General features: G+C 66.0%; 24 protein-coding genes. 17 read left to right on the top strand and 7 right to left on the bottom strand.

Annotation, left to right across the window (positions count from 1 at the left end; translation table 11 throughout):
* Positions 1–43: 43 nt before the first annotated feature.
* The 13 genes from HV798_RS01300 (at position 44) to HV798_RS01240 (ending at position 13,470) form a co-directional block, all read left to right on the top strand.
* On the top strand, positions 44–844 hold the full coding sequence (locus tag HV798_RS01300; RefSeq protein WP_175191011.1) for a ferredoxin--NADP reductase: 801 nt from the start codon (positions 44–46) through the stop codon (positions 842–844).
* Positions 845–1,077: 233 nt separating this feature from the next.
* Positions 1,078–2,304 (top strand): polyhydroxyalkanoate depolymerase, encoded by a 1,227-nt coding sequence (locus HV798_RS01295; protein WP_175191010.1) that lies wholly within the window; start codon positions 1,078–1,080, stop codon positions 2,302–2,304.
* 92 nt (positions 2,305–2,396) lie between these two features.
* The gene (gene rsxB, locus HV798_RS01290; protein ID WP_175191009.1) at positions 2,397–3,038 is read left to right on the top strand and encodes an electron transport complex subunit RsxB; all 642 of its coding nucleotides are present in this window, start codon (positions 2,397–2,399) and stop codon (positions 3,036–3,038) included.
* Positions 3,035–3,670: an endonuclease III gene (nth, locus tag HV798_RS01285; protein WP_175191008.1), complete on the top strand. Its 636-nt coding sequence runs from the start codon at positions 3,035–3,037 to the stop codon at positions 3,668–3,670. The genes rsxB and nth overlap by 4 nt, the downstream gene beginning before the upstream one ends.
* Positions 3,671–4,035: 365 nt before the next feature.
* The gene (locus HV798_RS01280) at positions 4,036–4,809 is read left to right on the top strand and encodes an ABC transporter ATP-binding protein (protein ID WP_175191007.1); all 774 of its coding nucleotides are present in this window, start codon (positions 4,036–4,038) and stop codon (positions 4,807–4,809) included.
* Positions 4,806–5,516: an ABC transporter ATP-binding protein gene (locus HV798_RS01275; protein WP_025137101.1), complete on the top strand. Its 711-nt coding sequence runs from the start codon at positions 4,806–4,808 to the stop codon at positions 5,514–5,516. Before HV798_RS01280 ends, HV798_RS01275 begins: the two co-directional genes overlap by 4 nt.
* Before the next feature lie 77 nt (positions 5,517–5,593).
* Entirely contained in the window at positions 5,594–6,808 is a 1,215-nt protein-coding gene (locus HV798_RS01270; protein ID WP_025137100.1) for an ABC transporter substrate-binding protein, read from the top strand.
* A gap of 98 nt (positions 6,809–6,906) precedes the next feature.
* Entirely contained in the window at positions 6,907–7,794 is an 888-nt protein-coding gene (locus HV798_RS01265) for a branched-chain amino acid ABC transporter permease (RefSeq protein ID WP_175191006.1), read from the top strand.
* Positions 7,791–8,774: a branched-chain amino acid ABC transporter permease gene (locus HV798_RS01260; RefSeq protein ID WP_175191005.1), complete on the top strand. Its 984-nt coding sequence runs from the start codon at positions 7,791–7,793 to the stop codon at positions 8,772–8,774. Before HV798_RS01265 ends, HV798_RS01260 begins: the two co-directional genes overlap by 4 nt.
* 109 nt (positions 8,775–8,883) lie before the next feature.
* Positions 8,884–9,903 carry an ABC transporter substrate-binding protein gene (locus HV798_RS01255; protein WP_175191004.1) on the top strand — a complete coding sequence of 340 codons (1,020 nt, stop codon included), beginning with the start codon at positions 8,884–8,886 and terminating at the stop codon, positions 9,901–9,903.
* Positions 9,904–9,977: 74 nt separating this feature from the next.
* The gene (locus tag HV798_RS01250; protein WP_175191003.1) at positions 9,978–10,823 is read left to right on the top strand and encodes a branched-chain amino acid aminotransferase; all 846 of its coding nucleotides are present in this window, start codon (positions 9,978–9,980) and stop codon (positions 10,821–10,823) included.
* Between the two features lie 92 nt (positions 10,824–10,915).
* Entirely contained in the window at positions 10,916–13,066 is a 2,151-nt protein-coding gene (locus HV798_RS01245; RefSeq protein ID WP_175191002.1) for a phosphocholine-specific phospholipase C, read from the top strand.
* The gene (locus tag HV798_RS01240; protein ID WP_246288541.1) at positions 13,063–13,470 is read left to right on the top strand and encodes an ASCH domain-containing protein; all 408 of its coding nucleotides are present in this window, start codon (positions 13,063–13,065) and stop codon (positions 13,468–13,470) included. Before HV798_RS01245 ends, HV798_RS01240 begins: the two co-directional genes overlap by 4 nt.
* Before the next feature lie 50 nt (positions 13,471–13,520).
* Here HV798_RS01240 and HV798_RS01235 read toward each other — a convergent pair whose 3' ends face one another.
* The 7 genes from HV798_RS01235 to HV798_RS01205 all read right to left on the bottom strand — a co-directional run bounded on the left by HV798_RS01235 (position 13,521) and on the right by HV798_RS01205 (position 20,566).
* Positions 13,521–14,285 carry an ABC transporter ATP-binding protein gene (locus HV798_RS01235; protein WP_025137093.1) on the bottom strand — a complete coding sequence of 255 codons (765 nt, stop codon included), beginning with the start codon at positions 14,283–14,285 and terminating at the stop codon, positions 13,521–13,523.
* Positions 14,282–16,120 carry a branched-chain amino acid ABC transporter ATP-binding protein/permease gene (locus tag HV798_RS01230; protein ID WP_175191000.1) on the bottom strand — a complete coding sequence of 613 codons (1,839 nt, stop codon included), beginning with the start codon at positions 16,118–16,120 and terminating at the stop codon, positions 14,282–14,284. The genes HV798_RS01235 and HV798_RS01230 overlap by 4 nt, the downstream gene beginning before the upstream one ends.
* Before the next feature lie 5 nt (positions 16,121–16,125).
* The gene (locus HV798_RS01225; protein ID WP_025137091.1) at positions 16,126–17,163 is read right to left on the bottom strand and encodes a branched-chain amino acid ABC transporter permease; all 1,038 of its coding nucleotides are present in this window, start codon (positions 17,161–17,163) and stop codon (positions 16,126–16,128) included.
* Positions 17,164–17,296: 133 nt separating this feature from the next.
* Positions 17,297–18,460: an ABC transporter substrate-binding protein gene (locus tag HV798_RS01220; protein WP_175190999.1), complete on the bottom strand. Its 1,164-nt coding sequence runs from the start codon at positions 18,458–18,460 to the stop codon at positions 17,297–17,299.
* Positions 18,461–18,708: 248 nt separating this feature from the next.
* Positions 18,709–19,266 (bottom strand): biotin transporter BioY, encoded by a 558-nt coding sequence (locus tag HV798_RS01215; RefSeq protein WP_175190998.1) that lies wholly within the window; start codon positions 19,264–19,266, stop codon positions 18,709–18,711.
* Positions 19,267–19,295: 29 nt separating this feature from the next.
* Positions 19,296–19,892 (bottom strand): energy-coupling factor transporter transmembrane component T, encoded by a 597-nt coding sequence (locus HV798_RS01210; RefSeq protein WP_175190997.1) that lies wholly within the window; start codon positions 19,890–19,892, stop codon positions 19,296–19,298.
* Positions 19,889–20,566 (bottom strand): energy-coupling factor ABC transporter ATP-binding protein, encoded by a 678-nt coding sequence (locus HV798_RS01205; protein WP_175190996.1) that lies wholly within the window; start codon positions 20,564–20,566, stop codon positions 19,889–19,891. The genes HV798_RS01210 and HV798_RS01205 overlap by 4 nt, the downstream gene beginning before the upstream one ends.
* A 52-nt stretch (positions 20,567–20,618) precedes the next feature.
* Between HV798_RS01205 and msrB the strand changes: the two genes are divergently transcribed.
* The 4 genes from msrB to HV798_RS01185 all read left to right on the top strand — a co-directional run bounded on the left by msrB (position 20,619) and on the right by HV798_RS01185 (position 22,744).
* On the top strand, positions 20,619–21,017 hold the full coding sequence (msrB, locus tag HV798_RS01200) for a peptide-methionine (R)-S-oxide reductase MsrB (protein ID WP_175190995.1): 399 nt from the start codon (positions 20,619–20,621) through the stop codon (positions 21,015–21,017).
* A complete protein-coding gene (locus tag HV798_RS01195) occupies positions 21,018–21,596 on the top strand; it encodes a septation protein A (RefSeq protein WP_025137085.1) in 579 nt (192 codons plus the stop codon).
* An 84-nt stretch (positions 21,597–21,680) separates the two neighbouring features.
* Positions 21,681–21,950 carry a BolA family protein gene (locus HV798_RS01190; protein WP_175190994.1) on the top strand — a complete coding sequence of 90 codons (270 nt, stop codon included), beginning with the start codon at positions 21,681–21,683 and terminating at the stop codon, positions 21,948–21,950.
* A 17-nt stretch (positions 21,951–21,967) separates the two neighbouring features.
* Positions 21,968–22,744, top strand: a complete 777-nt coding sequence (locus HV798_RS01185; RefSeq protein WP_025137083.1) for a peptidylprolyl isomerase — start codon at positions 21,968–21,970, stop codon at positions 22,742–22,744.
* The last annotated feature ends 73 nt before the right edge of the window (positions 22,745–22,817 follow it).

The following is a 22,817-nucleotide window of genomic DNA, read 5'->3' as shown; positions in this document are numbered from 1 at the left end:
GCGAACGCGTGGCCGCCCCCGGCACGCGACGCGTGATGCCCCGATGACCGACGACTCCAAATACACGCGCCAGACCGTCACCCAAGTCCACACCTGGGTGCCCGACAAGTTGTTCTCCGTGCGCGTCACGCGCGACGAGGCGTATACGTTCCAGCCGGGCCAGTTCGCCCGGGTCGGTCTGCCCGGCGCTGACGATCCCGACGGCCCGCCCACCCTGTGGCGCGCCTACTCGATGGTGTCGGCGCCGCAGCAGCCTTGGCTGGAGTTCTATTCCATCGTGGTGCCCGAAGGCCTGTTCAGCCCGCGCATGGCGCGGCTGCAGCCTGGCGACGCACTGTACGTCGAGAAAACCCCCTACGGCTTTTTGACGCTGGAACGCTTCGCCCCGGGCGGCGATCTCTGGCTGCTGGCCTCTGGCACCGGCCTGTCGGCCTACCTGTCGATCCTGCGCGATCCGGCCGTCTGGCGCGCTTATCGCCGCATCATCCTGGTGCACGGCGTGCGCACCGCGGCAGAGCTGGCGTATCGCGACGAAATCGAAGGCTGGCGCCACGATCCGGCCCTGGCCGAGCTGTTCGCCGCCGAGCCGCAAAAGCTGGTGTACCTGCCGATCGCCACCCGCGAAGCCCTGCCCGGCATGCCGCAGGCGCGCCTGACCACCCTGATCGCCGACGGCGGCCTGGAACAGCTGGCGGGCGTGCCGCTGGACCCGGAGCAGGCCAAGATCATGCTGTGCGGCAACCCCGACATGCTGGCCGACGCCCGCAAGCTGCTGGGCGAACGCGGCTTCAAGCCGGGCCGCCGCGGCATCCCCGGCAACCTGGCGGTGGAAAACTACTGGTGACCCCTGGCCCTGCCCGGAGGCGCTTCTGGCCCGTCCGGGCTAGGCCGGATTTCCCCCTTTTGGGGCGATTGCCGCCACCGGGTTCCGCCCTAAACTGGTGCGCAAGGGATGACGGGTCGCATTTTTGCAACACAAAAGCCGATTTTCGGACGCTTTCGTCAGATTAATTGGAAATACCGTTACTCCCCGGCGCAATAATCGGGGCACACGCACGACCCAGAAGGACTTCCCCAATGCTGTACCAATTGCACGAAATGCAGCGCGCTTTCCTGACTCCGTTCGCTGCTTTCACGGATGCCGGTTCCCAGCTGTTCTCCAGTCCCTACAGTCCCCTCGCCTACACCCCGATCTCGCGCCAGATGGCCGCGGGTTACGAGCTGATGACGCGCATCGGCAAGGAATACCAGAAGCCTGCCTGGAACCTGCCCGCCACCGAAATCAACGGCAAGTCCGTCCGGGTGACCGAATCGGTCGTGCTCGACAAGCCTTTCTGCCGGCTGGTGCACTTTCACCGCGATGTGCGCCAGACGCCCCAGGGCGACCCCAAGGTGCTGCTGGTGGCGCCCATGTCGGGCCATCACGCCACCCTGCTGCGCGATACCGTGCGCGCCCTGCTGCCCAATCACGACATCTACGTGACCGACTGGATCGACGCCCGCATGGTGCCGCTGTCGGCCGGTCCGTTCCACCTGAACGACTACGTCCGCTACGTGCAGGATTTCATCCGGCACCTGGGCCCCGACGTCCACGTGATCTCGGTCTGCCAGCCCACCGTGCCGGTGCTGGCCGCCGTGTCGCTGATGGCGTCCGCCAACGATCCCTGCCAACCGCGCAGCATGGTCATGATGGGCGGCCCCATCGACCCGCGCCAGTCGCCCACGCAAGTGAACCGCCTGGCCACCACCAAGCCGTATTCGTGGTTCGAGAACCAGGTCATCCACCCGGTGCCGCCGCGCTACCCGGGGTCGGGCCGCAAGGTCTACCCGGGCTTTCTGCAGCACGCCGGGTTCATGGCCATGAATCCCGACCGCCACATGAAGTCGCACTACGAGTTCTACCTGGACCTGCTGCGCGGCGACGACAACGACGCCGAGGCGCATCGCCGCTTCTACGACGAATACAACGCGGTGCTGGACATGCCGGCCGAGTTCTACCTGGACACGATCCGCATGGTGTTCCAGGAATTCGCGCTGCCGAGCGGCACCTGGGAAGTCGACGGCCAGCTGGTGCGTCCGGCCGACATCAAGAAGGTCGCGCTGTTCACCATCGAAGGCGAACTGGACGACATTTCCGGCCAGGGCCAGACCCGCGCGGCCATCAAGCTGTGCAAGAACATCCCGGCCGAGCGCAAGGCGCACTACACCGCGCCCAACTGCGGCCACTACGGCATCTTCTCGGGCCGCCGGTGGCGCGAAATGATCTGTCCTAAAATCGCGGAATTCATCCGGCAGTCGGCCTGACCGCCTCTGCGCGCCGCTTTCCCACGGGGGCCCGAGCGGCCCCTTTTCTTTTCATTGCCCGAGCGGCCCCCTCTTCTCTTTCATCGCCCGCCATGTCCTGTCGCTCACTAGCCGACCGCATCGATGCCTTGCTGCCCCAGACGCAATGCACCAAGTGCGGGTATGACGGCTGCCGGCCCTATGCCGATGCCATCGCCGAGGGCACAGCCCCCATCAACCGCTGCCCACCCGGCGGCGACGAAGGCATTGCCGCGCTGGCCAGCCTGCTGGATACGCCGCTGCTGCCGCTGGACCTGACCCGCGGCGAGCCGGGGCCGCTGCTCGTCGCCCGCATCGACGAAGCGCATTGCATCGGCTGTACGCTGTGCATCCAGGCCTGTCCGGTCGACGCCATCGTCGGCGCCAACAAGCACATGCATACCGTGCTGGCGGACTGGTGCACCGGCTGCGACCTGTGCGTGGCGCCCTGTCCGGTCGATTGCATCCAGATGGTGCCGGCGGGCCGCGCCTGGACCGCCGAAGACGCCGCCGCCGGCCGTCAGCGCCATCGCCATCACCAGGCGCGCATCGAGCGCCTGGCCGCCGACAACGCGCGCCTGATGGCTCCGGAACCCGCCAGCGCGCCGGCTCCTGCCGCGGCGGCCGACGCCGCCCAGGATGACGACCGCAAGCGCGCCGCCATTGAATCCGCCCTGGCCCGCGCCCGGGCCCGCCGCAACACCCCGCGCCCATGAACGCCGCCAAACGCCGAGAGATCTTCGCCCGCCTGCAGGCGGCCAATCCGCATCCGACCACCGAACTGGAATACGAAACACCGTTCCAGCTGCTGATCGCGGTGCTGCTGTCGGCCCAGGCCACCGACAAGTCGGTGAACATCGCCACGCGCAAGTTCTTCCCGCGCTACGGCACGCCGCAAGCCTTGCTGGCGCTGGGCGAGGAAGGCCTGTCGGACTACATCAAGACGATCGGCCTGTTCCGCACCAAGGCCAAGAACGCGATCGCGACGTGCCGCCTTCTGATCGAGCAGCACGGCGGCGAAGTGCCGCAGACGCGCGAGGCGCTCGAGGCCCTGCCGGGCGTGGGCCGCAAGACGGCCAACGTGGTGCTCAACACCGCGTTCGGCCAACCCACCATGGCGGTGGATACGCACATTTTCCGGGTATCGAACCGCACCGGTATCGCCCCCGGCAAGAACGTGCTGGAAGTCGAACTGAAGCTCGAAAAATTCGTGCCCCGCGAATATATGCAGGACGCCCATCACTGGCTGATCCTGCAAGGCCGCTACGTATGCGTGGCGCGCAAGCCGAAATGCCCGCAATGCGGTATTTCCGACCTGTGCGAATTCAAAGATAAAACACCGGCCTGATCCGGTATTCATCAAACGCCGGGCAATATGGACCGGCGCCGAGCACCGCGCAAAACCGGGTTTTCCCCGATGCGCGCGGTGATGACGGATTGATGACGATCAATGCGAATTTGCTGCAATGCATTGCGTCCGCATATAGGGTTTTCGCCCAATGGATTCGGTAATTGTCCGCCACCCGACAATTCACCTTTCCGCACTGCAAAACCTATGACAAACCCTCATGGAATTTTGATCCGGAGGTGCGCATACTCGCCGGCAACTCTTGTAGAAAACTGCGTGAATACACGGTTTTCATAACCCTGCGGGGGCCCTGCGCATAACGCCGGGCAGAGTCCACATATAAATACAACGCCGGTGCAGCGGACATGGACGACACGATCCTGGAGACAAAAGGCCTCACCAAGGAATTCCGCGGTTTTGTCGCGGTCAATGGGGTCGATTTGCGTATCAAGCGAGGCGAGATTCATGCCTTGATCGGGCCGAACGGCGCGGGCAAGACCACATGCTTCAACCTGCTGACCAAATTCCTTGCCCCCACCTCGGGGACCATCAAGTTCAACGGCATCGACATCACCGGCGAGCGCCCGGCGCAGATCGCGCGGCGCGGGGTGATCCGTTCGTTCCAGATTTCCGCGGTGTTCCCGCACCTGACCGTGCTTGAGAACGTGCGCATCGGGTTGCAGCGCAAGACCGGCGTGTCGTTTCACTTCTGGCGCAGCGACAAGCGGCTGGCCGAACTGAACGAGCCGGCGCGCGAGCTGCTCGAGCAAGTCGACCTGGGGGCGTTTGCCAACGAGACCACGGTGAACCTGCCCTACGGCCGCAAGCGCGCGCTCGAAATCGCCACCACGCTGGCGATGGAACCCGAGCTGATGCTGCTGGACGAGCCCACCCAGGGCATGGGCCACGAAGACGTCGACCGCGTCACGCAGCTGATCAAGCGCGTCAGCGCCGGCCGCACCATCCTGATGGTCGAACACAACATGAATGTCGTGTCGTCCATCGCCAATACCATTACCGTGCTGGCGCGCGGCGCCGTGCTGGCCGAAGGTTCCTATGCCGAAGTCTCGCGCCATCCGGCCGTGATGCAGGCCTACATGGGCACCACCGACGGCGAACTCCAAGGAGCGCATGCATGAGCACCCCGGCACTGGAAATCTCGGGCCTGCAGGCCTGGTACGGGGAATCGCATATCCTGCACGGCGTGGATATGCGGGTGGCGCAGGGCGAGGTCGTGACGCTGCTGGGCCGCAACGGCGCCGGCCGCACCACCACGCTGCGCGCCATCCTGGGCCTGACCGGTTCCCGCAAGGGCTCGGTGCGCATCCACGGCACCGAAGCCATCGACCTGCCCACCTACAAGATCGCCCACCTGGGCGTGGGCTATTGCCCTGAAGAACGCGGCATCTTCGCCAGCCTGTCCTGCGAAGAAAACCTGCTGCTGCCCCCCGTCGTGGGCTCGCTGGGCGGCGGCATGTCGCTGGCCGAAATCTACGACATGTTCCCCAACCTGCAGGAACGCCGGCACTCGCCCGGCACTCGCCTGTCGGGCGGCGAACAACAGATGCTGGCGGTGGCGCGCATCCTGCGCACCGGCGCCAACCTCCTGCTGCTGGACGAGATCTCGGAAGGCCTGGCCCCCGTCATCGTCCAGGCGCTGGCCCGCATGATCACCGCGCTCAAGCAGCGCGGCTACACCATCGTCATGGTCGAGCAGAATTTCCGCTTCGCGGCGCCGCTGGCCGATCGCTTCTATGTCATGGAGCACGGCCAGATCGTCGAGCATTTCGAGGCGTCTGAACTTTCAGAAAAACAGGACACGCTCAACGAACTGTTGGGCGTCTAAAGGGCTATCGCCCGACATAACCTGTGTCACCCGCCGGGCATCCCGGCACACACACCGAAGGGAAGAGGAGTCATCCCATGAAGCTGCACACCATCACTGCTGCACTGGCCATGGCGGGCCTGGGATTTGCCGCGGCACCCGCCGCGGCGCAAGGCATCTCCGACGATGTCATCCGCATCGGCTTCATCACCGACATGTCGGGCGTTTATTCCGACATCGACGGCAAGGCCGGCCTGGACGCCATCCGCATGGCCATCGAGGATTTCGGCGGCTCGGTCAACGGCAAGAAGATCGAAGTGCTGTCGGCAGACCACCAGAACAAGGCCGACGTGGCCTCGGCCCGTGCGCGCGAATGGTTCGACCAGCAGAAGGTCGACGTGATCATCGCCGGCACGAACTCCGCGACCAGCCTGGCGATGGCCGCCGTGGCGGCCGAGAAGAAAAAGCCCTTCATCGCCATCGGCGCGGGCGCGTCCGACCTGACCAACGCGCAGTGTTCGCCCTACACCGTGCACTACGCCTACGACACCGTGGCGCTGGCGCGCGGCACCGGTTCGGCCGTGGTGAAGGACGGCGGCAAGAGCTGGTTCTTCCTGACGGCCGACTACGCCTTCGGCCACGCGCTGGAACGCGACACGATGGCCGTGGTGAAAGCCGCCGGCGGCGAGGTCAAGGGCCAGGTGCGGGCACCGCTGGGCGCGTCCGATTTCTCGTCGTTCCTGCTGCAGGCGCAGGCGTCCAAGGCGCAGATCCTGGGCCTGGCCAACGCGGGCGGCGACACCATCAATGCCATCAAGGCCGCCAATGAATTCGGCGTGACCAAGACGATGAAGATGGCCGGCCTGTTGGTGTTCATCAACGACATCCACTCGCTGGGCCTGGAAGCCACGAAGGGCATGTACCTGACCGACGGCTGGTACTGGGACCAATCCGACGCCTCGCGCGCCTGGGCCAAGAAGTTCGAAGCCAAGGTGGGCCGCAAGCCCTCCATGCTGCAGGCGGGCGACTACTCGTCGGTCACGTTCTACCTGAACGGCGTGAAGGCCACCGGCACCGATGACGCCGACACCCTGATGAAGTGGATGAAGTCCAACAAGATCAACGACTTCTTCACCCAGGGCGGCTACGTGCGCGAAGACGGCCGCATGATTCACGACATGTACCTGATGCAGGTCAAGACGCCGGCCGAATCGAAGGGCCCGTGGGACTACTACAAGGTGGTCGCCACGCTGCCGGGCGACGAGGTCTACACCAAGCTGTCCGAGTCGACCTGCAAGCTGGTCAAGAAGTAAATCCCACCCACGTGACCCCATGATGCGATCCGACCCACCCGGCCGGATCGCATCTTGAATTTGCCCGCTTACCCCCGTACGCGCAGGATTTTCACAAGATGACTGATATTTTCGGCATCCCCATACAGGCCTTGTTCGGACAGCTGCTGCTGGGCCTGGTCAATGGTTCCTTCTATGCCATGCTGTCGCTCGGCCTGGCCGTTATCTTCGGACTGCTGAACGTCATCAACTTCGCGCACGGTGCGCTCTACATGCTGGGCGCCTTCCTGGCCTGGATGGGGCTGTCGTACCTGGGGTTGAACTACTGGGTCATGCTGATCCTGGCGCCTCTGGTCGTCGGGCTGTTCGGCATCCTGATAGAAAAGCTGCTGCTCAAGCACCTGTACAAGCTGGATCACCTGTACGGCCTGTTGCTGACCTTCGGGCTGACGCTGCTGATCGAGGGGCTGTTCCGCAGCTTCTACGGCGTATCGGGCCAGCCCTACCCCACGCCTGACGCGCTGCGCGGCGCCACCAACCTGGGCTTCATGGTGTTGCCCAACTACCGCGGCTGGGTCGTGGTGGCGTCGGTGGTGGTCTGCCTGGCGACCTGGTTCGTGATCGAACGCACCCGTCTGGGCGCGCTGCTGCGCGCCGGCACCGAGAACCCGCGGCTGGTCGAGGCCTTTGGCGTGAACGTGCCGCGCATGATCACGCTGACCTACGGCTTCGGCGTGGCGCTGGCGGGCTTTGCCGGTGTGCTGGCCGCACCGGTGCTGCAGATTTCCCCGCTGATGGGCTCGAACCTCATCATTGTCGTATTCGCAGTGGTCGTGATCGGCGGCATGGGGTCCATCATGGGCGCCATCGTCACCGGGCTGGGCCTGGGCGTGATCGAAGGCCTGACCAAAGTGTTCTGGCCCGAAGCGTCCAGCACGGTCGTGTTCATCATCATGGCCATTGTTCTGTTGATTCGCCCGGCCGGGCTGTTCGGAAAAGAGAAATGAACCGTCAATTCCTGGGCTATGCGGTCCTGGCCGTCGTGGTGGCCATTCTTCCTTTCGTCGGGGTGTATCCGATCTTCGCCATGAAGATCATGTGCTATGCCCTGTTCGCCTGCGCCTTCAACCTGCTGCTGGGCTTCACGGGCCTCTTGTCGTTCGGGCACGCGGCCTTCCTGGGCAGCGCCGCCTACGCCACCGGCCATGCGCTGAAGGTATGGGGCGTGCCCACCGAGATCGGCCTGCTGTTCGGCGTGGCGGTGGCCGCGTTGCTGGGCCTGGCGATGGGTGCGCTGGCGATCCGCCGCAGCGGCATCTACTTCGCGATGATCACCCTGGCGCTGGCGCAGATGGTGTTCTTCTTCTTCCTGCAGGCCAAGTTCACCGGCGGCGAAGACGGCCTGCAAAGCGTGCCGCGCGGCACCCTGCTGGGGCTGATCGACCTCTCCAAGGACCTGAACCTGTACTACCTGGTGATGGGCGTGTTCATCATCGGCTACTTCATCATCTGGCGCACGGTGCACTCGCCGTTCGGCCAGGTGCTGCAGGCGCTGCGCGAGAACGAGCCGCGCGCAGTGTCGCTGGGCTATGACGTAGACCGCTTCAAGCTGCTGGCCTTCGTGCTGTCGGCCGCCATCGCGGGACTGGCCGGCGCCACCAAGACGCTGGTGTTCGTGTCCGCCACCCTGTCGGATGCGACCTGGCAGATGTCCGGCCTGGTCATCCTGATGACGCTGATCGGCGGCCTGGGCACGCTGACCGGGCCAATCCTGGGCGCCTTCATCGTGGTGCTGCTGGAAAACAAGGTGGGCGACTTCGGCCAGTTCATGGCCAACCTGACCGGCGTGGACTGGTTCCTGCGCCTGGGCGAATCCGTCACCATCGTGATCGGCCTGATCTTCGTCATCTGCGTGCTGGCGTTCCGCCGCGGCATCGTCGGCGAGATCGGCGCCTTCATCGAAAAGCGGCGCGCCGCCCGCGCCTGACGCGCCACACCGCCAGACCCACGGGGCCGCTTGATGCGGCCCCGTTGTCATGGGGCCTGCGCCGCGCGTGTTTACAATGGCCGGCACGCAACCCGAAAGGTGCTCCACCATGCGCACGAAGCCTTTGCTTGCCGCCGTCCATGGCGCCCTGGCGCTGACCGCCGCCTTGTTGATGTCTGCGCCGGCCCAGGCCGCCGCCCCCACCTGCGAAGTAAACCGCCCGGTGCGGTTCAGCGGCCTTAACTGGGAATCCAACCTGGTGCTGGCCAACATCGAACGCTATGTGATGGAACACGGCTACGGCTGCAAGACATCGGTCGAGATCGGCGAAACGCTGCCGATGCTGGCGGCGCTGCAACGCGGCGACGTGGACGTCACCCCCGAGGTCTGGCCCGGCCAGATCGAAGGCGCCTGGAAAAAAGCGCTGGCCAGCGGCCGCGTGCTGGGGCTGGGCCATGTCTATGACGCGGGCGAAGGCTGGTACGTGCCGCGCTACACCGTGCAACGCCATCCCGAGCTGAAATCGGCCGCCGACCTGGCCCGCTTCAAAGAGGTGTTCGCCGACCCCGAAGACCCCGGCCGCGGCCGCATCTACGGCTGCCCCGCCGGCTGGGCCTGCGGCACGCTGAACGACAACCTGCTGCGCGCGCTGGATCTGGACCGCGACTACAGCCTGTTCGCGCCCGGCTCGGGCGCCGCGCAGAAGGCCGCCATCATGTCCGCCTACAAGCGCAAGCGCGACATCGTCTTCTATTACTGGACCCCCACCGCGCTGGTCGGCGCGCTCGACCTGGTCAAGCTGGAACTGCCCGCCTTCGACCAGACGGCCTATACCTGCCTGACGGACCCCAAGTGCGCCAAGCCGGTCGCCACCGAATTCAAGCCCAACCCCGTGGTGACCGGCGTCAATGCCGCCTTCGCCAAGGAAGCGCCGCAACTGGCCGCGTTCCTGGCCAAACTGACGGTGCCCAGCGACGCCATCGACGCCACCCTGGGTTGGCTGGAAACCGAAGGCAAGGAACCCGAGGAAGCCGCGCGCTATTTTCTCAAGCAGTACGGTCCGGTCTGGCGGCAATGGATGCCCGAAGACGCGGCGCAGCGGGTACAGGCCGCGCTCGACAAGGAATGAGTCAGCGCGCTCATGTATCCTGACGTTTCGGCGCGTCAACAGCGCCACGACGAGACAAGCAAAGGAAGCACACCATGGACGCCTTGTTCTGGCACAACGGTCACTGGACCACCGAAAACCCCAAACTGCTCGGCCCCGCCGACCACGCCTTCTGGATGGCCAGCATGGTCTTCGACGGCGCGCGCGCATTCCGCGGCCTGACGCCCGACCTGGACCTGCACTGCCAGCGCGTGATCCGCTCCGCCGAAAAAATGCTGATGAAGCCGCAGCTCGGCTGGCAGGAAATCCAGGCGCTGTGCCTGCAGGCCGTGGCCAAGTTCCCCGAAGGCACCGAGCTCTACATCAAGCCCATGTTCTTCTGCGCCGACGGCTTCCTGCTGCCCGACGCGGACAAGACCCAGTTCGTGCTGCACGTATTCAAGGTGCCGATGCCGGGCGAGCAAGGGTTCGCCGCCTGCTTCTCCAGCTTTGCGCGGTCCTGGCCGAACATGGCGCCCACCGACGCCAAGGCCTCGTGCCTGTACCCCAATGGCCAGCGCGCCATCCGCGAGGCGATGGACAAGGGCTTTGACAACGCCATCATGCTGGATGGCGACGGCAACGTGGCCGAGTTCGCGTCCAGCAACCTCTGGATCGCCAAGGACGGCGTGGTGTCCACGCCCGTGGACAACGGCACCTTCCTGAACGGCATCACCCGCCGCCGCGTGCTGGCCCTGCTCAAGGCCGACGGCGTGGACGTGCAGGAACGCAGCCTGACGCGCGCCGACATCGAAGCGGCCGACGAAGTGTTCTCGTCCGGCAACTACGGCAAGGTGGTGCACGTGAACCGCGTCGAAGACCGCAAGCTGGAATACGGCCCCATGGCCCGCCGGGCGCACAAGCTGTACATGGACTACGCGGAAAGCACCCGCGGCAAGTAAGCCGCGACGCATTCCCGGAACCGCCCCTGCTGCCCGCCCCGTGCGGGCAGCGCCGCATGGAACGCAAACCGCAGCATCAAGGACTATTCCGCATGCAATCCCGACGCGAGTTCCTGCGCGGCAGCGCCGCGGTCGCCGGCGCCGGCAGCGCCCTGGCGCTGCTGCCCGCCTCCATCCGCCGCGCGCTGGCCATCCCTGCGAACCGCCGCAAGGGCACGATCGAAGACGTCGAGCACATCGTCATCTTCATGCAGGAAAACCGGTCGTTCGACCATTATTTCGGCGGCCTGGCGGGGGTGCGCGGCTTTGGCGACCGCTTTCCCATCCCGGTGCCGGACAGCCCGGAATTCACGCATCGCACCGTCTGGGCCCAATACAACGGCCGCCCCGACGAAGGCGCGCCGCGCAGCGTGCTGCCGTTTCACCTGGACACCCGCGAGGCCTACGAGACCATGCGGGTCGCCAGCACCCCGCACACCTGGTCCAACGCCCAGGATGCGTGGGACGCCGGCCGCATGGGCCAATGGCCGGCCGCCAAGAAGAATCATTCGATGGCGTACTTCACGGAAAGCGACATGCCTTTCCAGTACGCCATGGCGCGGGCCTTCACGGTGTGCGACGCCTATCACTGTTCGTTCACCGGCGGCACCAACACCAACCGGCTGTTCGTCTGGAGCGGCACCAACGACGGCCTGGGCCGCGGCAACGGCCCGGCGCTGGGCAATCTGTACAACAAGCTGGGCGGCGGCGACCCGGCGGGCGCCTACACCTGGACGACCTACCCCGAACGCCTGGAGCGCGCCGGCATCACTTGGCGCATCTACCAGAACATGGCGGATAACTATTCGCTCAACCCCACCGCCGGCTTCAAGGCCTATCGCGATGCCCATCAAGGCCTGCCTGGCTCGCTGGCGGCCCTGAAAGACAAGGCGCTGACCACCCGCGACCTGGACCTGTTGCGCCAGGACGTGCTGGACGACAAGCTGCCCCAGGTGTCGTGGATCTGCGCCACCAAGGCCGGCTCGGAACACCCCAGCCCGTCAAGCCCGGCCCAAGGAGCGGACTACACCGCGCACGTGCTGGACGCGCTGACCGCCAATCCCGACGTCTGGAGCAAGACCGTCTTGTTGCTGATGTTCGACGAGAACGACGGCTTCTTCGATCACATGCCGCCGCCGGCGCCGCCCACCCGCCACGCCGATGGCACGCTGGCGGGCGCGTCCACGGTGGACACGGTGGGCGAATACCACGAGATCGTGACGGGGGCCGAGAAAGACGACACCGCCGCCCACCTGCACGGCACCTATGGCCTGGGTCCGCGCGTGCCGATGTACGTGCTGTCGCCCTGGACCAAGGGCGGCTGGGTCAATTCGGAAGTGTTCGACCACACTTCGGTGCTGCGCTTCGTCGAGCGCCGCTTCGGCGTGGCCGAAACCAATATCTCGCCGTGGCGCCGGGCGGTCTGCGGCGACCTGACGTCGATCTTCGACTTCGCCACGCCCGACGACGCCGACCGGCTGCGCGGCCTGCCGGCCACCGCCGACCGCGCGGCCCAGGCCGCGGCGCTGCCCGGCACCATCACGCCGCCCGCGCCCGACAAGCCCGGGTTGGCACGCCAGCAAGCCGGCACGCGGCCGTCGCGCGCCCTGCCCTATGCGCTGTCGGTGCAGGTGCGTGCCGACAGCGATGGCATTGCGCTGCGTTTCGACAACACCGGCACGGCCGGCGCGGTGCTGCACGTCTACGATCGGCTGCATCTGGAAGCCGGGCCACGCCGCTATACCGTCGAAGCCGGCAAGCAGCTGGAAGGCGTCTGGCCCACCACCGCCGATCAGGGCCGCTATGACCTGTGGGTGCTGGGCCCCAACGGCTTTCACCGCCACGTCGCGGGCCGTCTGCAAGCTGGCGCCGCGCCCTTGACGGTCGAAGCCCTCTACGAGGCGGCCGGCCCGCGGCTGCGCCTGACGTTGCGTAATCCCGGCGGCAAGGCCCGCGTGGCGCGCATCGAGGCCAATGCCTACGGCTACCCTGGCCGCGCCGACGCCGCATTGCCCGCGGGCGCCGAGACCCTCGTGGACTGGGACCTGGCGCGCAGCGGCGGTTGGTACGATTTCAGCGTGCATGCCGATGACGAAGCCGGTTTCGTGCGCCGCCTGGCCGGACGCATCGAGACCGGCGCCCCCTCAATCTCGGACCCCGCAATGGGACAGGAGTTGATACTGCAATGGACACCGCCCGCATGAAACCACCCGCCCCGTACGAAAACGCCGTGACCTTCCAGTTCGGCGATTCGCCTGAATTGGCCGATGAACTGCTGGCGCTGGTGCTGTCGGGCGCCAAGACGGCGACCTGCGGCGCGCTGCGTGACTTCACCGAGAAAGAGCCGGTACCGGAAGCGGGCCGCCGCGACGTGGTGCTGGACGGCCGCGGCCGCCCGGCCTGCGTCATCGAGACCACCAGCGTGCTGATGCAGCGCTTTGACCAAGTGGACGAAGCGTTTGCGCTGGCCGAGGGCGAAGGCCCGTACGAAGTCTGGCGGTCCGAGCACATTGCGTACTTCGGCCGCAATGGCGGCTATGCGCCCGACATGATGCTGGTGTGCGAACGCTTTCGCGTGGTCGAGGTGTTCGAGCGCGGAACGGACTGAGCGCCCGTCCCGCCAGGTGGCTGCGGCGCCGTCGGGCGCCGCGCCCCCCTTCAAGCCGCTTCTTGCTCGGCGGCCTTGCCCAGGCCCAGGTAGCTTTCGATGACCTTGGGGTCGCCGGCCAGCTCGCGCGCCGGGCCGTGCAGGATGACCTCGCCGGTTTCCAGCACGTAGCCGTAGTCGGCCACCTGCAAGGCCGCGCGGGCGTTCTGTTCGACCAGCAGAATCGCCACGCCGGTTTCGCGCAGGCGCGCGATGATGTGGAAGATCTCGCGCACGATGCGCGGCGCGAGCCCCAGGCTGGGCTCGTCCAGCATCAGCAAGGTGGGCTTGGCCATCAGCGCACGCCCCACCGCCAGCATCTGGCGTTCACCGCCCGACAGCGTGCCGGCCTGCTGGGCACGGCGTTCGCGCAGCCGCGGAAACAGGTCGAAGACCTCGTTCAGCGTGTCGCGCCAGCCGCTTTCGCGCGCCCGGTAACGGCGAAAGCCACCCAGCAGCAGGTTGTCTTCGACCGACATGGTGCCGAACAGCTCGCGCCGCTCGGGCACCAGCGACATGCCGGCGGCCACGCGACGCTCGACCTGCCAGCCGGACACATCGGTGCCGGCGTATTGCACGGTGCCGGCCGCATGGCCGGTCTGGGGCAAGGACCCCATCACGGCATTCAGCATGGTGGACTTGCCGGCGCCGTTGGCGCCGATGACGGTGACGATGCTGCCTGCCGGCACGGTCAGGGTGGCGCCGGCCAGCGCGCCGACCTTGCCGTAGCGGGCCGACAGGTTGCTGACTTCAAGTACGGGTTTGGACGCGGTCATTGCACGCCTCCTGCGGTGACGGGCTTGGCCTGGTCGGCTTCGGGCAGATCGTCGTCGATGCCGCCCAGGTAGGCTTCCAGCACCGCCGGGTTCTGTTGCACCTCGGCCGGCACGCCTTCGGCCAGCTTGGTGCCGAAATCCATCACCACCAGGTGGTTGGTCAGGCGCATCACAAAATCCATGTCGTGTTCCACCAGCAGAATGCTCATGCCCTCGGCGCGCAGCTGTTCCAGCACGCGGGCCAGGTCTTGCTTTTCCTTGTAGCGCAGGCCGGCGGCCGGCTCGTCCAGCAACAGCAGCACCGGGTCGCTGGCCAGGGCCCGCGCGATTTCCAGGATGCGTTGCTGGCCCAGCGCCAGGTTGCCCGCCTGCTCATACAGGTATTCGCCCAGGCCGACGCGCTTGATCTGCTCGGCGGCCTCGTGCAGCAGTTGCGCTTCGCGGGCGCGGTCGGCATGCAGCGCGCCGGCCCAGACGCCCACGTCGGAACGCAGGTGCGCGCCCAGCGCCACGTTTTCCAGCACCGTCATGCCCGGCAGCAGTTGCACGTGCTGGAAGGTGCGGCCCACGCCCAGCTTGGCGATCTCGCGGGCCGAGCGGTTGTCGATGCGCTCGCCCATGAACGTGACCTTGCCGCGCGTCACCGGCAGCACGCCGCTGATCAGGTTGAAGGTCGTGCTCTTGCCGGCGCCGTTGGGGCCGATCAGCCCCATGATCTCGCCCGAGCGAACCTTGAAGGTGATGTCGTTGACGGCGACCAGGCCGCCGAATTCCTTGCGGATGGCATCCACTTCCAGCACCACCTGCCCCGCCTGCGGCCGCGGACGCAGCGGCAGGGCCGGCGCCGGCGCGGGCGGCGCCAGGTTGCGGCGCGAGCCGTCGGTGCCGGTCAGGCTGCCCCACCAGCCCGCCAGGATCGGCCACAGGCCGTTGCGGGCGTATTGCAGCATCAGGATCAGCAGCACGCCAAAGACGATCATCTCGAAGTTGGCATTGGTGTCCAGCAGCTTGGGCAGGAGGTTCTGCAACTGGTCTTTGAGCACCAGGATGACGCTGGAACCGAGCAAGGCGCCCCAGACGTAGCCCGCGCCGCCGACCACCGCCATGAACAGGTATTCGATGCCGTAGTTGATGCCGAACGGGCTGGGGCTGACCGCGCGCTGCATGTGCGCATAGAGCCAACCCGACACGCACGCCAGCAAGGCAGCCCAGACGAAGATCACGACCTTGTATGCGGCAGTGTTCACGCCCATCGACTCGGCCATGCCTGCGCCGCTCTTGAGCGCGCGGATGGCCCGGCCCGGACGCGAGTTCAGCAGGTTGCGGGTCGCCCACAGCGCCAGCAGCACGAACACCCAGATCAGGTAATAGATGTGGCGGCCACTGGCCAGCGACATGCCGAAGAGGCTGATGGGCTCGATGCCGGCGATGCCGTCATGCTTGCCCAGCGCATCCAGGTTGCCGAACAGGAAGAACAGGGACAGGCCCCAGGCAATGGTGCCCAGCGGCAGGTAGTGGCCCGACAGGCGCAACGTGATCGCGCCCAGCAGGTAGGCCACCACGGCGGTCAGGATCAGGCCGGCGGGCAGCGCCAGCCAGGGCGACACGTCGTATTGGGTGGTCAGGTAGGCGGTGGTGTACGCGCCCAGGCCGACGAACGCGGCCTGGCCGAACGAGGTCAGGCCGCCCACGCCGGTCAGCAGCACCAGGCCCAGCACGACCAGGCTGGCCAGGCCGATGTAGTTCAGCTGCGTCACCCAGAATTCGGGCGTGGCCGGCAGCAGCGGCAGGCCGGCCAGGACCACGATGAAAACGGCAAGCAAAATGCGGTTCATGACGTTTATTCCTCTTCGTCCACGTGATGGGTGCTGAACGAACGCCAGACCAGAACCGGGATAATCAAGGTGAAGACGATCACTTCCTTGTAGGCGCTGGCCCAGAAGGACGAGAACGATTCCAGCACGCCCACCAGCAGCGAGCCGGCGGCCGCCACGGGGTAGCTGGCCAGGCCGCCGATGATGGCGCCGACAAAGCCCTTCAGGCCGATCAGGAAGCCCGTGTCGTAGTAGACGGTGGTGATGGGCGCGATCAGCATGCCGGACATGGCGCCGATGGCCACCGCCAGCGTGAACGTCAGGCTGCCGGACATGGTGGTGCTGATGCCCACCAGGCGGGCGCCGCGGCGGTTGACCGCCGTGGCGCGCAGCGCGCGGCCGTACAGCGTCTTGCCGAAGAACAGCCACAGCGCAATGATCAAGAGCGCGCAGGTCGCGACCACGAACAGGCTTTGCGCCGACCACGTCATGAAGCCCAGGTCGACCTGGCCGCTCACGAACGCCGGCGTGCGCCAGCCTTCGGCGCCGAAGAACACCAGCGCCAGGCCGGTCAGCGCGAAGTGCACCGCGACGGACACGATCAGCAGCACCAGGACCGTGGCTTCGGCCAGCGGCTGGTAGACGATGCGGTAGACCATCGGGCCCATCGGAATGACGAGCAGCAGCGTCAGCAGCATGTTCAGCCACAGCGAATTGCCGGGGGCGGTATAGGTGACGGTCAGCCACAGCAGCGCAAGCGGCAGGACGACACAGGTCAGCACCGCGCGGACCAATCCGGCCGCGTTGCGGGTGCGCAGCGCGCGCAGCAGTTCAAGCACCAGGCAGACCACGCCCAGCAGCGGCAGCAGATAGGCGGTGCCGGGCACCTTGCCGTCCACCAGCATCGCCAGGGTCAGGGCGCCGAACGCCACGAACTCGCCCTGGGGAATGAAAATGACGCGCGTAACGGCGAATACCAGCACCAGAGCCATGCCCAGGAGGGCATAGATGGCGCCGTTGACGACACCGTCTTGCAGCAGGATCAGCGCAATTGAGGAATCCATCTAACAACCTATTTAGTTCTTGGTGCTCCGGCCGCGCCCGGGACACTTGATACGACGCACCGGCCGGAGAGGCCGGTGCGAAGCATTGCTCGGACATCCAGGCGGATGCCCGTGGATAGGCAATCCGCGGGGATTACAGGCCGGGTTGGTAGACCCACTTGCCGCCTTCGACCTTGACGATGACGCGCGAACGCTCGTCAAAGCCGGCGTGGTCGGTGGGCGACATGTTGAACACGCCTTGCGAGGCGGCCAGGTCCTTGACGTTTTCCAGGGCGTCGCGCATGGCGGCGCGGAACTCCGGCGTGCCCGGCTTGGCGCCGGACTTCAGGGCGACGGGCAAGGCCGCCACGACCAGTTGGCCGGCATCCCACATATGGCCGCCGAAGGTGTTGGTCGAACCGGCGCCGTTGGCCTTTTCGTAGGTTTCGACGTAGGCCAGGGCCGACTTCTTGACCGGGTTGCTGTCAGGCAGCTGGGCCGCGACCAGCAGCGGGCCGGCCGGCAGGTACATGCCGTCGCAATCCTTGCCGCAGACGCGCAGCACGTCGTTGTTGGCGGCGCCGTGGGTCTGGTAGATGGTGCCGCCGTAGTTGCGGGCCTTCAGTTCCTTTTGCGGCAGGGCCGACGGGGTGCCGGCGCCGGCGATCAGGATGGCGTCGGGCTTGGCGCCGACCAGCTTGAGCACCTGGCCCGTCACGCTGGTGTCGGTGCGGCTGTATTTTTCGATGGCGACGATTTCAATGCCCTTGGCCTTGGCGGCCTTTTGCATCACGTCCAGCCAGCCGTCGCCGTAGGCGTCGGCAAAGCCGATGAAGCCCAGCGTCTTGACCTTGGACTTGGACATCGCGTCAGCCAGTGCGCCGGCCATCAGGGCGTCGTTCTGCGGGGTCTTGAAGACCCAGCGGCGCTTGTCGTCCACGGGTTCGACGATCTTGGCGCTGGCGGCCACGCTGATCATCGGCACCTTGGCTTCGGCGGCCACGTCCACCATGGCCAGCGAGCCCGGCGTGACCGAGGTGCCGATCAGCACGTCGACCTTGTCGTCGGAAGCCAGTTTGCGCGAGTTCTTGACGGCTTGCGTCGTGTCGGTCGCGTCGTCCAGGACGATCCATTCGATCTTCTGGCCGGCCACTTCCTTGGGCAGCAGCGCCACGGTGTTGCGCTCGGGGATACCCAGCGAGGCGGCGGGGCCGGTGCTGGACACCGTGACACCCACCTTGACCTGGGCGCTGGCCAGCAGCGGCAGGGTCAGGGCAACGGCGGCGGCGGCCGCGGACAAGCCGAAGTGCTTGCGCATGTTTTGTCTCCTGTGGTGGCTCTTTTGTTGCCCCGGTCGAGGCGGAAGCGAGCCTAGTTAAAGTTATACAGAAAAAAATATTATAGGGTTAAAAGAGTATCAAATGACTTCGCGCAACTACGGTAAATCCCTGATGTGCTACGGAAACCTAGTTCAGCAAACGCATTCGTTAATGGCGAACTTGTACTTGAAAGCCCCGCGGGCGTCAGTTGGGGGATTCCCTTGTGCGGCGCACCCCGACGCGGCGTTCAACGCCCCAGCATCGGCCACACCCGCTCGACCCTTGCTGCGACCCATGCGGCCAGCGCCGCCTTGATCAGGTCGCCGGGTATGAACACCGCCACGGCCATCGCGGCCTTGGCCAACCCCATCTTGGTGACCGTCGCCAGCCACGGCACACCGAACGCATAGACCACCACGATGCCGCCCACGACGCAGGCGACGGCATAGCCGGCCAAGGCCGGCCAGAAGCGTTCGGCCCGACCCGCCAGGCGGCGCGCCAGCAAGCCGGTGACCCAGGCGCCTGCCACCAGGCCGACCAGGAAGCCGCCCGTGGGCCCGAAGAACGCGCCCATGCCGCCCCGCCCGCCCGGCAGCACCGGCAGTCCGATGGCCGCCAGCACCAGATACAAGAGGCAGGCCAGGGCGCCGCGGCCCGGCCCCAGCATCGCGCCGGCCAGCATGGCCCCCAGGGTCTGCAAGGTGATCGGCACGGGAATGCCCGGCAGCGGCACCGGCGGGATCAGGCTCATCACGACGATCAGCGCGGCGAACAGGGCCACCAGCACAGTATTGTTGGATTTCATGGCAGTGCCTTTTCTATCAAGACGGAAGTTCAGAGACTGCGGGCGTCGATGGCTTCGGCCACTTCCTGGGCCCGCTTCAGGGTCAGCACCACCAGGGGCACGATCAGCGCGACCGGGTTGGCGCCCAGCCCGCGCGCCGCCTGCGCCTCGCGGATTTCATGGAAATTGCGCCATATCTCGGGCACGAAGCGCAAGGCCAGGGCCAGCGCCAACGCGACCTTGCCGGCATCGACCAGCCCGATGCGCTGCAGCGGCATCAGCACACGCTCGCACACGGCGATCAGGTCCGACGTACGGGTCGACAGCGTGACGGCCAGGGCCAGGCCCACCATCGCTGCAATGCGCAGCACCACCGCCAGCGCCTCCTGCCAGCCCTGGAAAAAGCCCGTGAACAAGGCCACGGCCAGCAGCACCCAGACCAGCCCGCGCACCTGGCGCCAGACGCCCGCCACGGTAGCCCCGGCCAGGCGCAACAGCAGCGCCGCCACCAGGCAGGCCAGCGCCAGCCCGCGCGGATCGCGCAGCAAGAACAGGCCCGCCCCCGCCGCGGCCAGCGCCAGCAGCTTGAGCCATGCGGGCAGCCGGTGCAGCGGCGAGTCGCCCGGTATATATAAAGGTTCGATCACGCGCAGTGGTTCCGGTACCAGCGCAGCGCCGCCGCGGGGGTGTCGTCGGCGGCAATGGCGCCGTCCTGCACGACCACCACGCGCTCGAAGTCTTCCAGCAGGTCCAGGTCGTGGCTGACCACGATGGCGTCCTGCGGCAAGGCGGCAATGGCGTCGCGCACCCGGTTGCGGTTGCGCAGGTCCAGCTGGGTGGTGGGTTCGTCGAACACCACCAGCGCCGGCCGCATGACCAACACGGCCGCCAGGGCCACCAGTTGGCGCTCGCCGCCCGACAGGGTGTGGCTGGTGCGGTCCGCCAGGTGCGCCACGCCCAGGGCGGCCAGTTGGGCCTCGATACGGGTTTCGCGCTGGCCGCGGTCGGGTTCCAGGTGTTTCAGGCCGAACGCCAGGTCTTCGCGCACGATGGGAAAGACAATCTGGTTTTCGGGGTTCTGGAACACGAAACCGACCTGCCGGCGCACGGCCTTCAGGTCCTGCCGGGTGTCCAGCCCGCCGACCCGCACGCTGCCCGAGGTGGGCAGCACCAGGCCGTTGACCAGCCGTGCCAGCGTGCTCTTGCCGGCGCCGTTCGGACCGACGATGCCGACCCGGCGGCCGGCAAGCCGAAGGCTCACCCCGCGCAACACGTCCGCCTGGGGCGTCGATACAATCGCCTGGTCAAACTCGATTAACATGGGGCGGGATTATGCCCGAACCATTTCGGGCATCGGGACTCCAAGAGCTGATATGGACAAAGTACGCAAAACCGACGCCGAATGGCGGGCCCAGCTGTCCCCGGAAGAATACGTCGTCACCCGTGAAAAGGGTACCGAACGCGCATTCACCGGGCGCTACTGGAATACCTTCACCCCGGGCATCTACCGCTGCGTGGGCTGTGGCACCGCGCTGTTCGCGTCCGACACCAAATTCGACGCGGGTTGCGGCTGGCCCAGTTATTTCCAGGCGCTGGATCCGGAACTGGTGCGCGAAGTGCGCGACACCAGCCACGGCATGGTGCGCACGGAAGTGCTCTGCAACGTCTGTGATTCGCACCTGGGCCACGTCTTTCCCGACGGCCCCGAGCCCACCGGCCTGCGCTACTGCATCAATTCCCTGTCGATGACGTTCGAACCCATAGAAGACTGAATGAAGAAGTTCCTGTTCGACCTCTTTCCGCTGTTCCTGTTTTTCCTGGCCTACCGGTTCACGGACATCTTCATCGCGACCGGCGTAGCCATGGCGGCAGCGGTGCTGCAGATCGTCTGGCTCAAGGCCACCGGCCGCGCCACCGAAGCCATGCACTGGATCAACCTCACGGTCATCCTGGTGTTCGGCGGCGCCACCATCTGGCTTCACAGCGACGTCTTCATCAAATGGAAGCCCACGGTGCTGTATTGGCTGTTCGGCGGCGCCTTGGTCTTTGCCCGCCTGCTGTTCGGCCGCAACCTGATCCGCCGCCTGATGGAAAAGCAGATCCAGCTGCCGGATGCCGCCTGGGAAAAGCTCAACCTGGTGTGGGCCGGCTTTTTCCTGGTGGCGGGCGCCATCAACCTGTATGTGGCGTTTTCGGGGCACTTCACCGAATCGCAGTGGGTCAGCTTCAAGGCCTTCGGCCTGATGGGCCTGATGATCGTCTTCGTCATCGGCCAGTCGCTCTGGCTGGGCAAGCACATCCAGACCGACGACAACGCCGCGCCGGGCTCCAGCACGCCGCCCAAGCCCTGAGGCCGTCCGGCCGGGCCCCGTTGCCCGGCCCGCCGCCCTTCCTCCATGGCGCGCCCGGCGCGCCGGAACTTTACGATTGACGCCATGTCAGAAACCACCGATCGCATGACCCTGATCCGGGAGCGCCTTGCCGTCCTGGAACCGATTTCCCTGGACATCCAGGACGACTCCCATTTGCATGCCGGCCACGAAGGCAGTAAAAACGGCGCCGGCCATTACCGTGTGCACATCGTAGCGTCCTGTTTTGCGGGGCTCTCCGCCGTGGCGCGGCATCGGCTGGTGTATCATCATTTGCAAGATTTGATCCCCTATCCGATTCATGCGCTTGCGCTAGACGCCCAGGCTCCCAAATAGTTAGTAAAAGGATATTCATGAAACGCATCGTCATGCTGGCAGCCGCCTGCGTCATCGCTGTGCCTGCTTTTGCTCAGAACGTGGCTACCGTCAATGGCAAGGCCATTCCGCAAAAGAGCCTGGATCAATTCGTCAAGCTGCTGGTCAGCCAAGGCGCGACCGATTCGCCCCAGCTGCGCGAACAGGTCAAGCAGGAAATGATCAACCGCCAGGTCTTCGTGCAAGCCGCTGAATCCACCGGCATCGCCAAGCAGGCCGACGTCCAGACCGAAATCGAACTGGCCCGCCAAGGCATCCTGGTTCGCGCCCTGATGGCCGACTACCTGGCCAAGCACCCGGTGTCGGATGCCAAGGTCACGGCCGAATACGACAAGATCAAGAAAGAACAGGCCGGCAAGATGGAATACAAGGTCCGTCACATCCTGGTCGAAGACGAAAAGACCGCCAACGACCTGCTGGCCCAGTTGAAGAGCAACAAGGGCAAGTTCGACGACCTGGCCAAGAAGAACTCGAAAGACCCCGGCAGCGCCGAAAAGGGTGGCGATCTGGGTTGGGCTCCCCCGACCAACTACGTCCAGCCGTTCGCGCAAGCCGTGACCCAGCTCAAGAAGGGCCAACTGGTCGACAAGCCGGTCCAGACCCAATTCGGCTGGCACATCATCATGGTCGACGACACCCGTCCGGTCGAATTCCCGCCGCTGGATCAGGTCCGTCCGCAACTGGAAGAAATGCTGCGCCAGCAAACCCTGGCCGACTACCAGAAGGAACTGCGCGAAAAGGCCAAGATTCAGTAAGCCTGCCGCTTTCCCAAAAAAACTGCCCGCATCTGCGGGCAGTTTTTTTTATGCGGGCTATTGGCTATTTATT

The sequence above is a fragment of the Achromobacter deleyi genome, assembly GCF_902859705.1.
Classification (GTDB): Bacteria; Pseudomonadota; Gammaproteobacteria; order Burkholderiales; family Burkholderiaceae_B; genus Achromobacter; species Achromobacter deleyi.
This window is presented reverse-complemented; position numbering and strand designations above follow the sequence as displayed.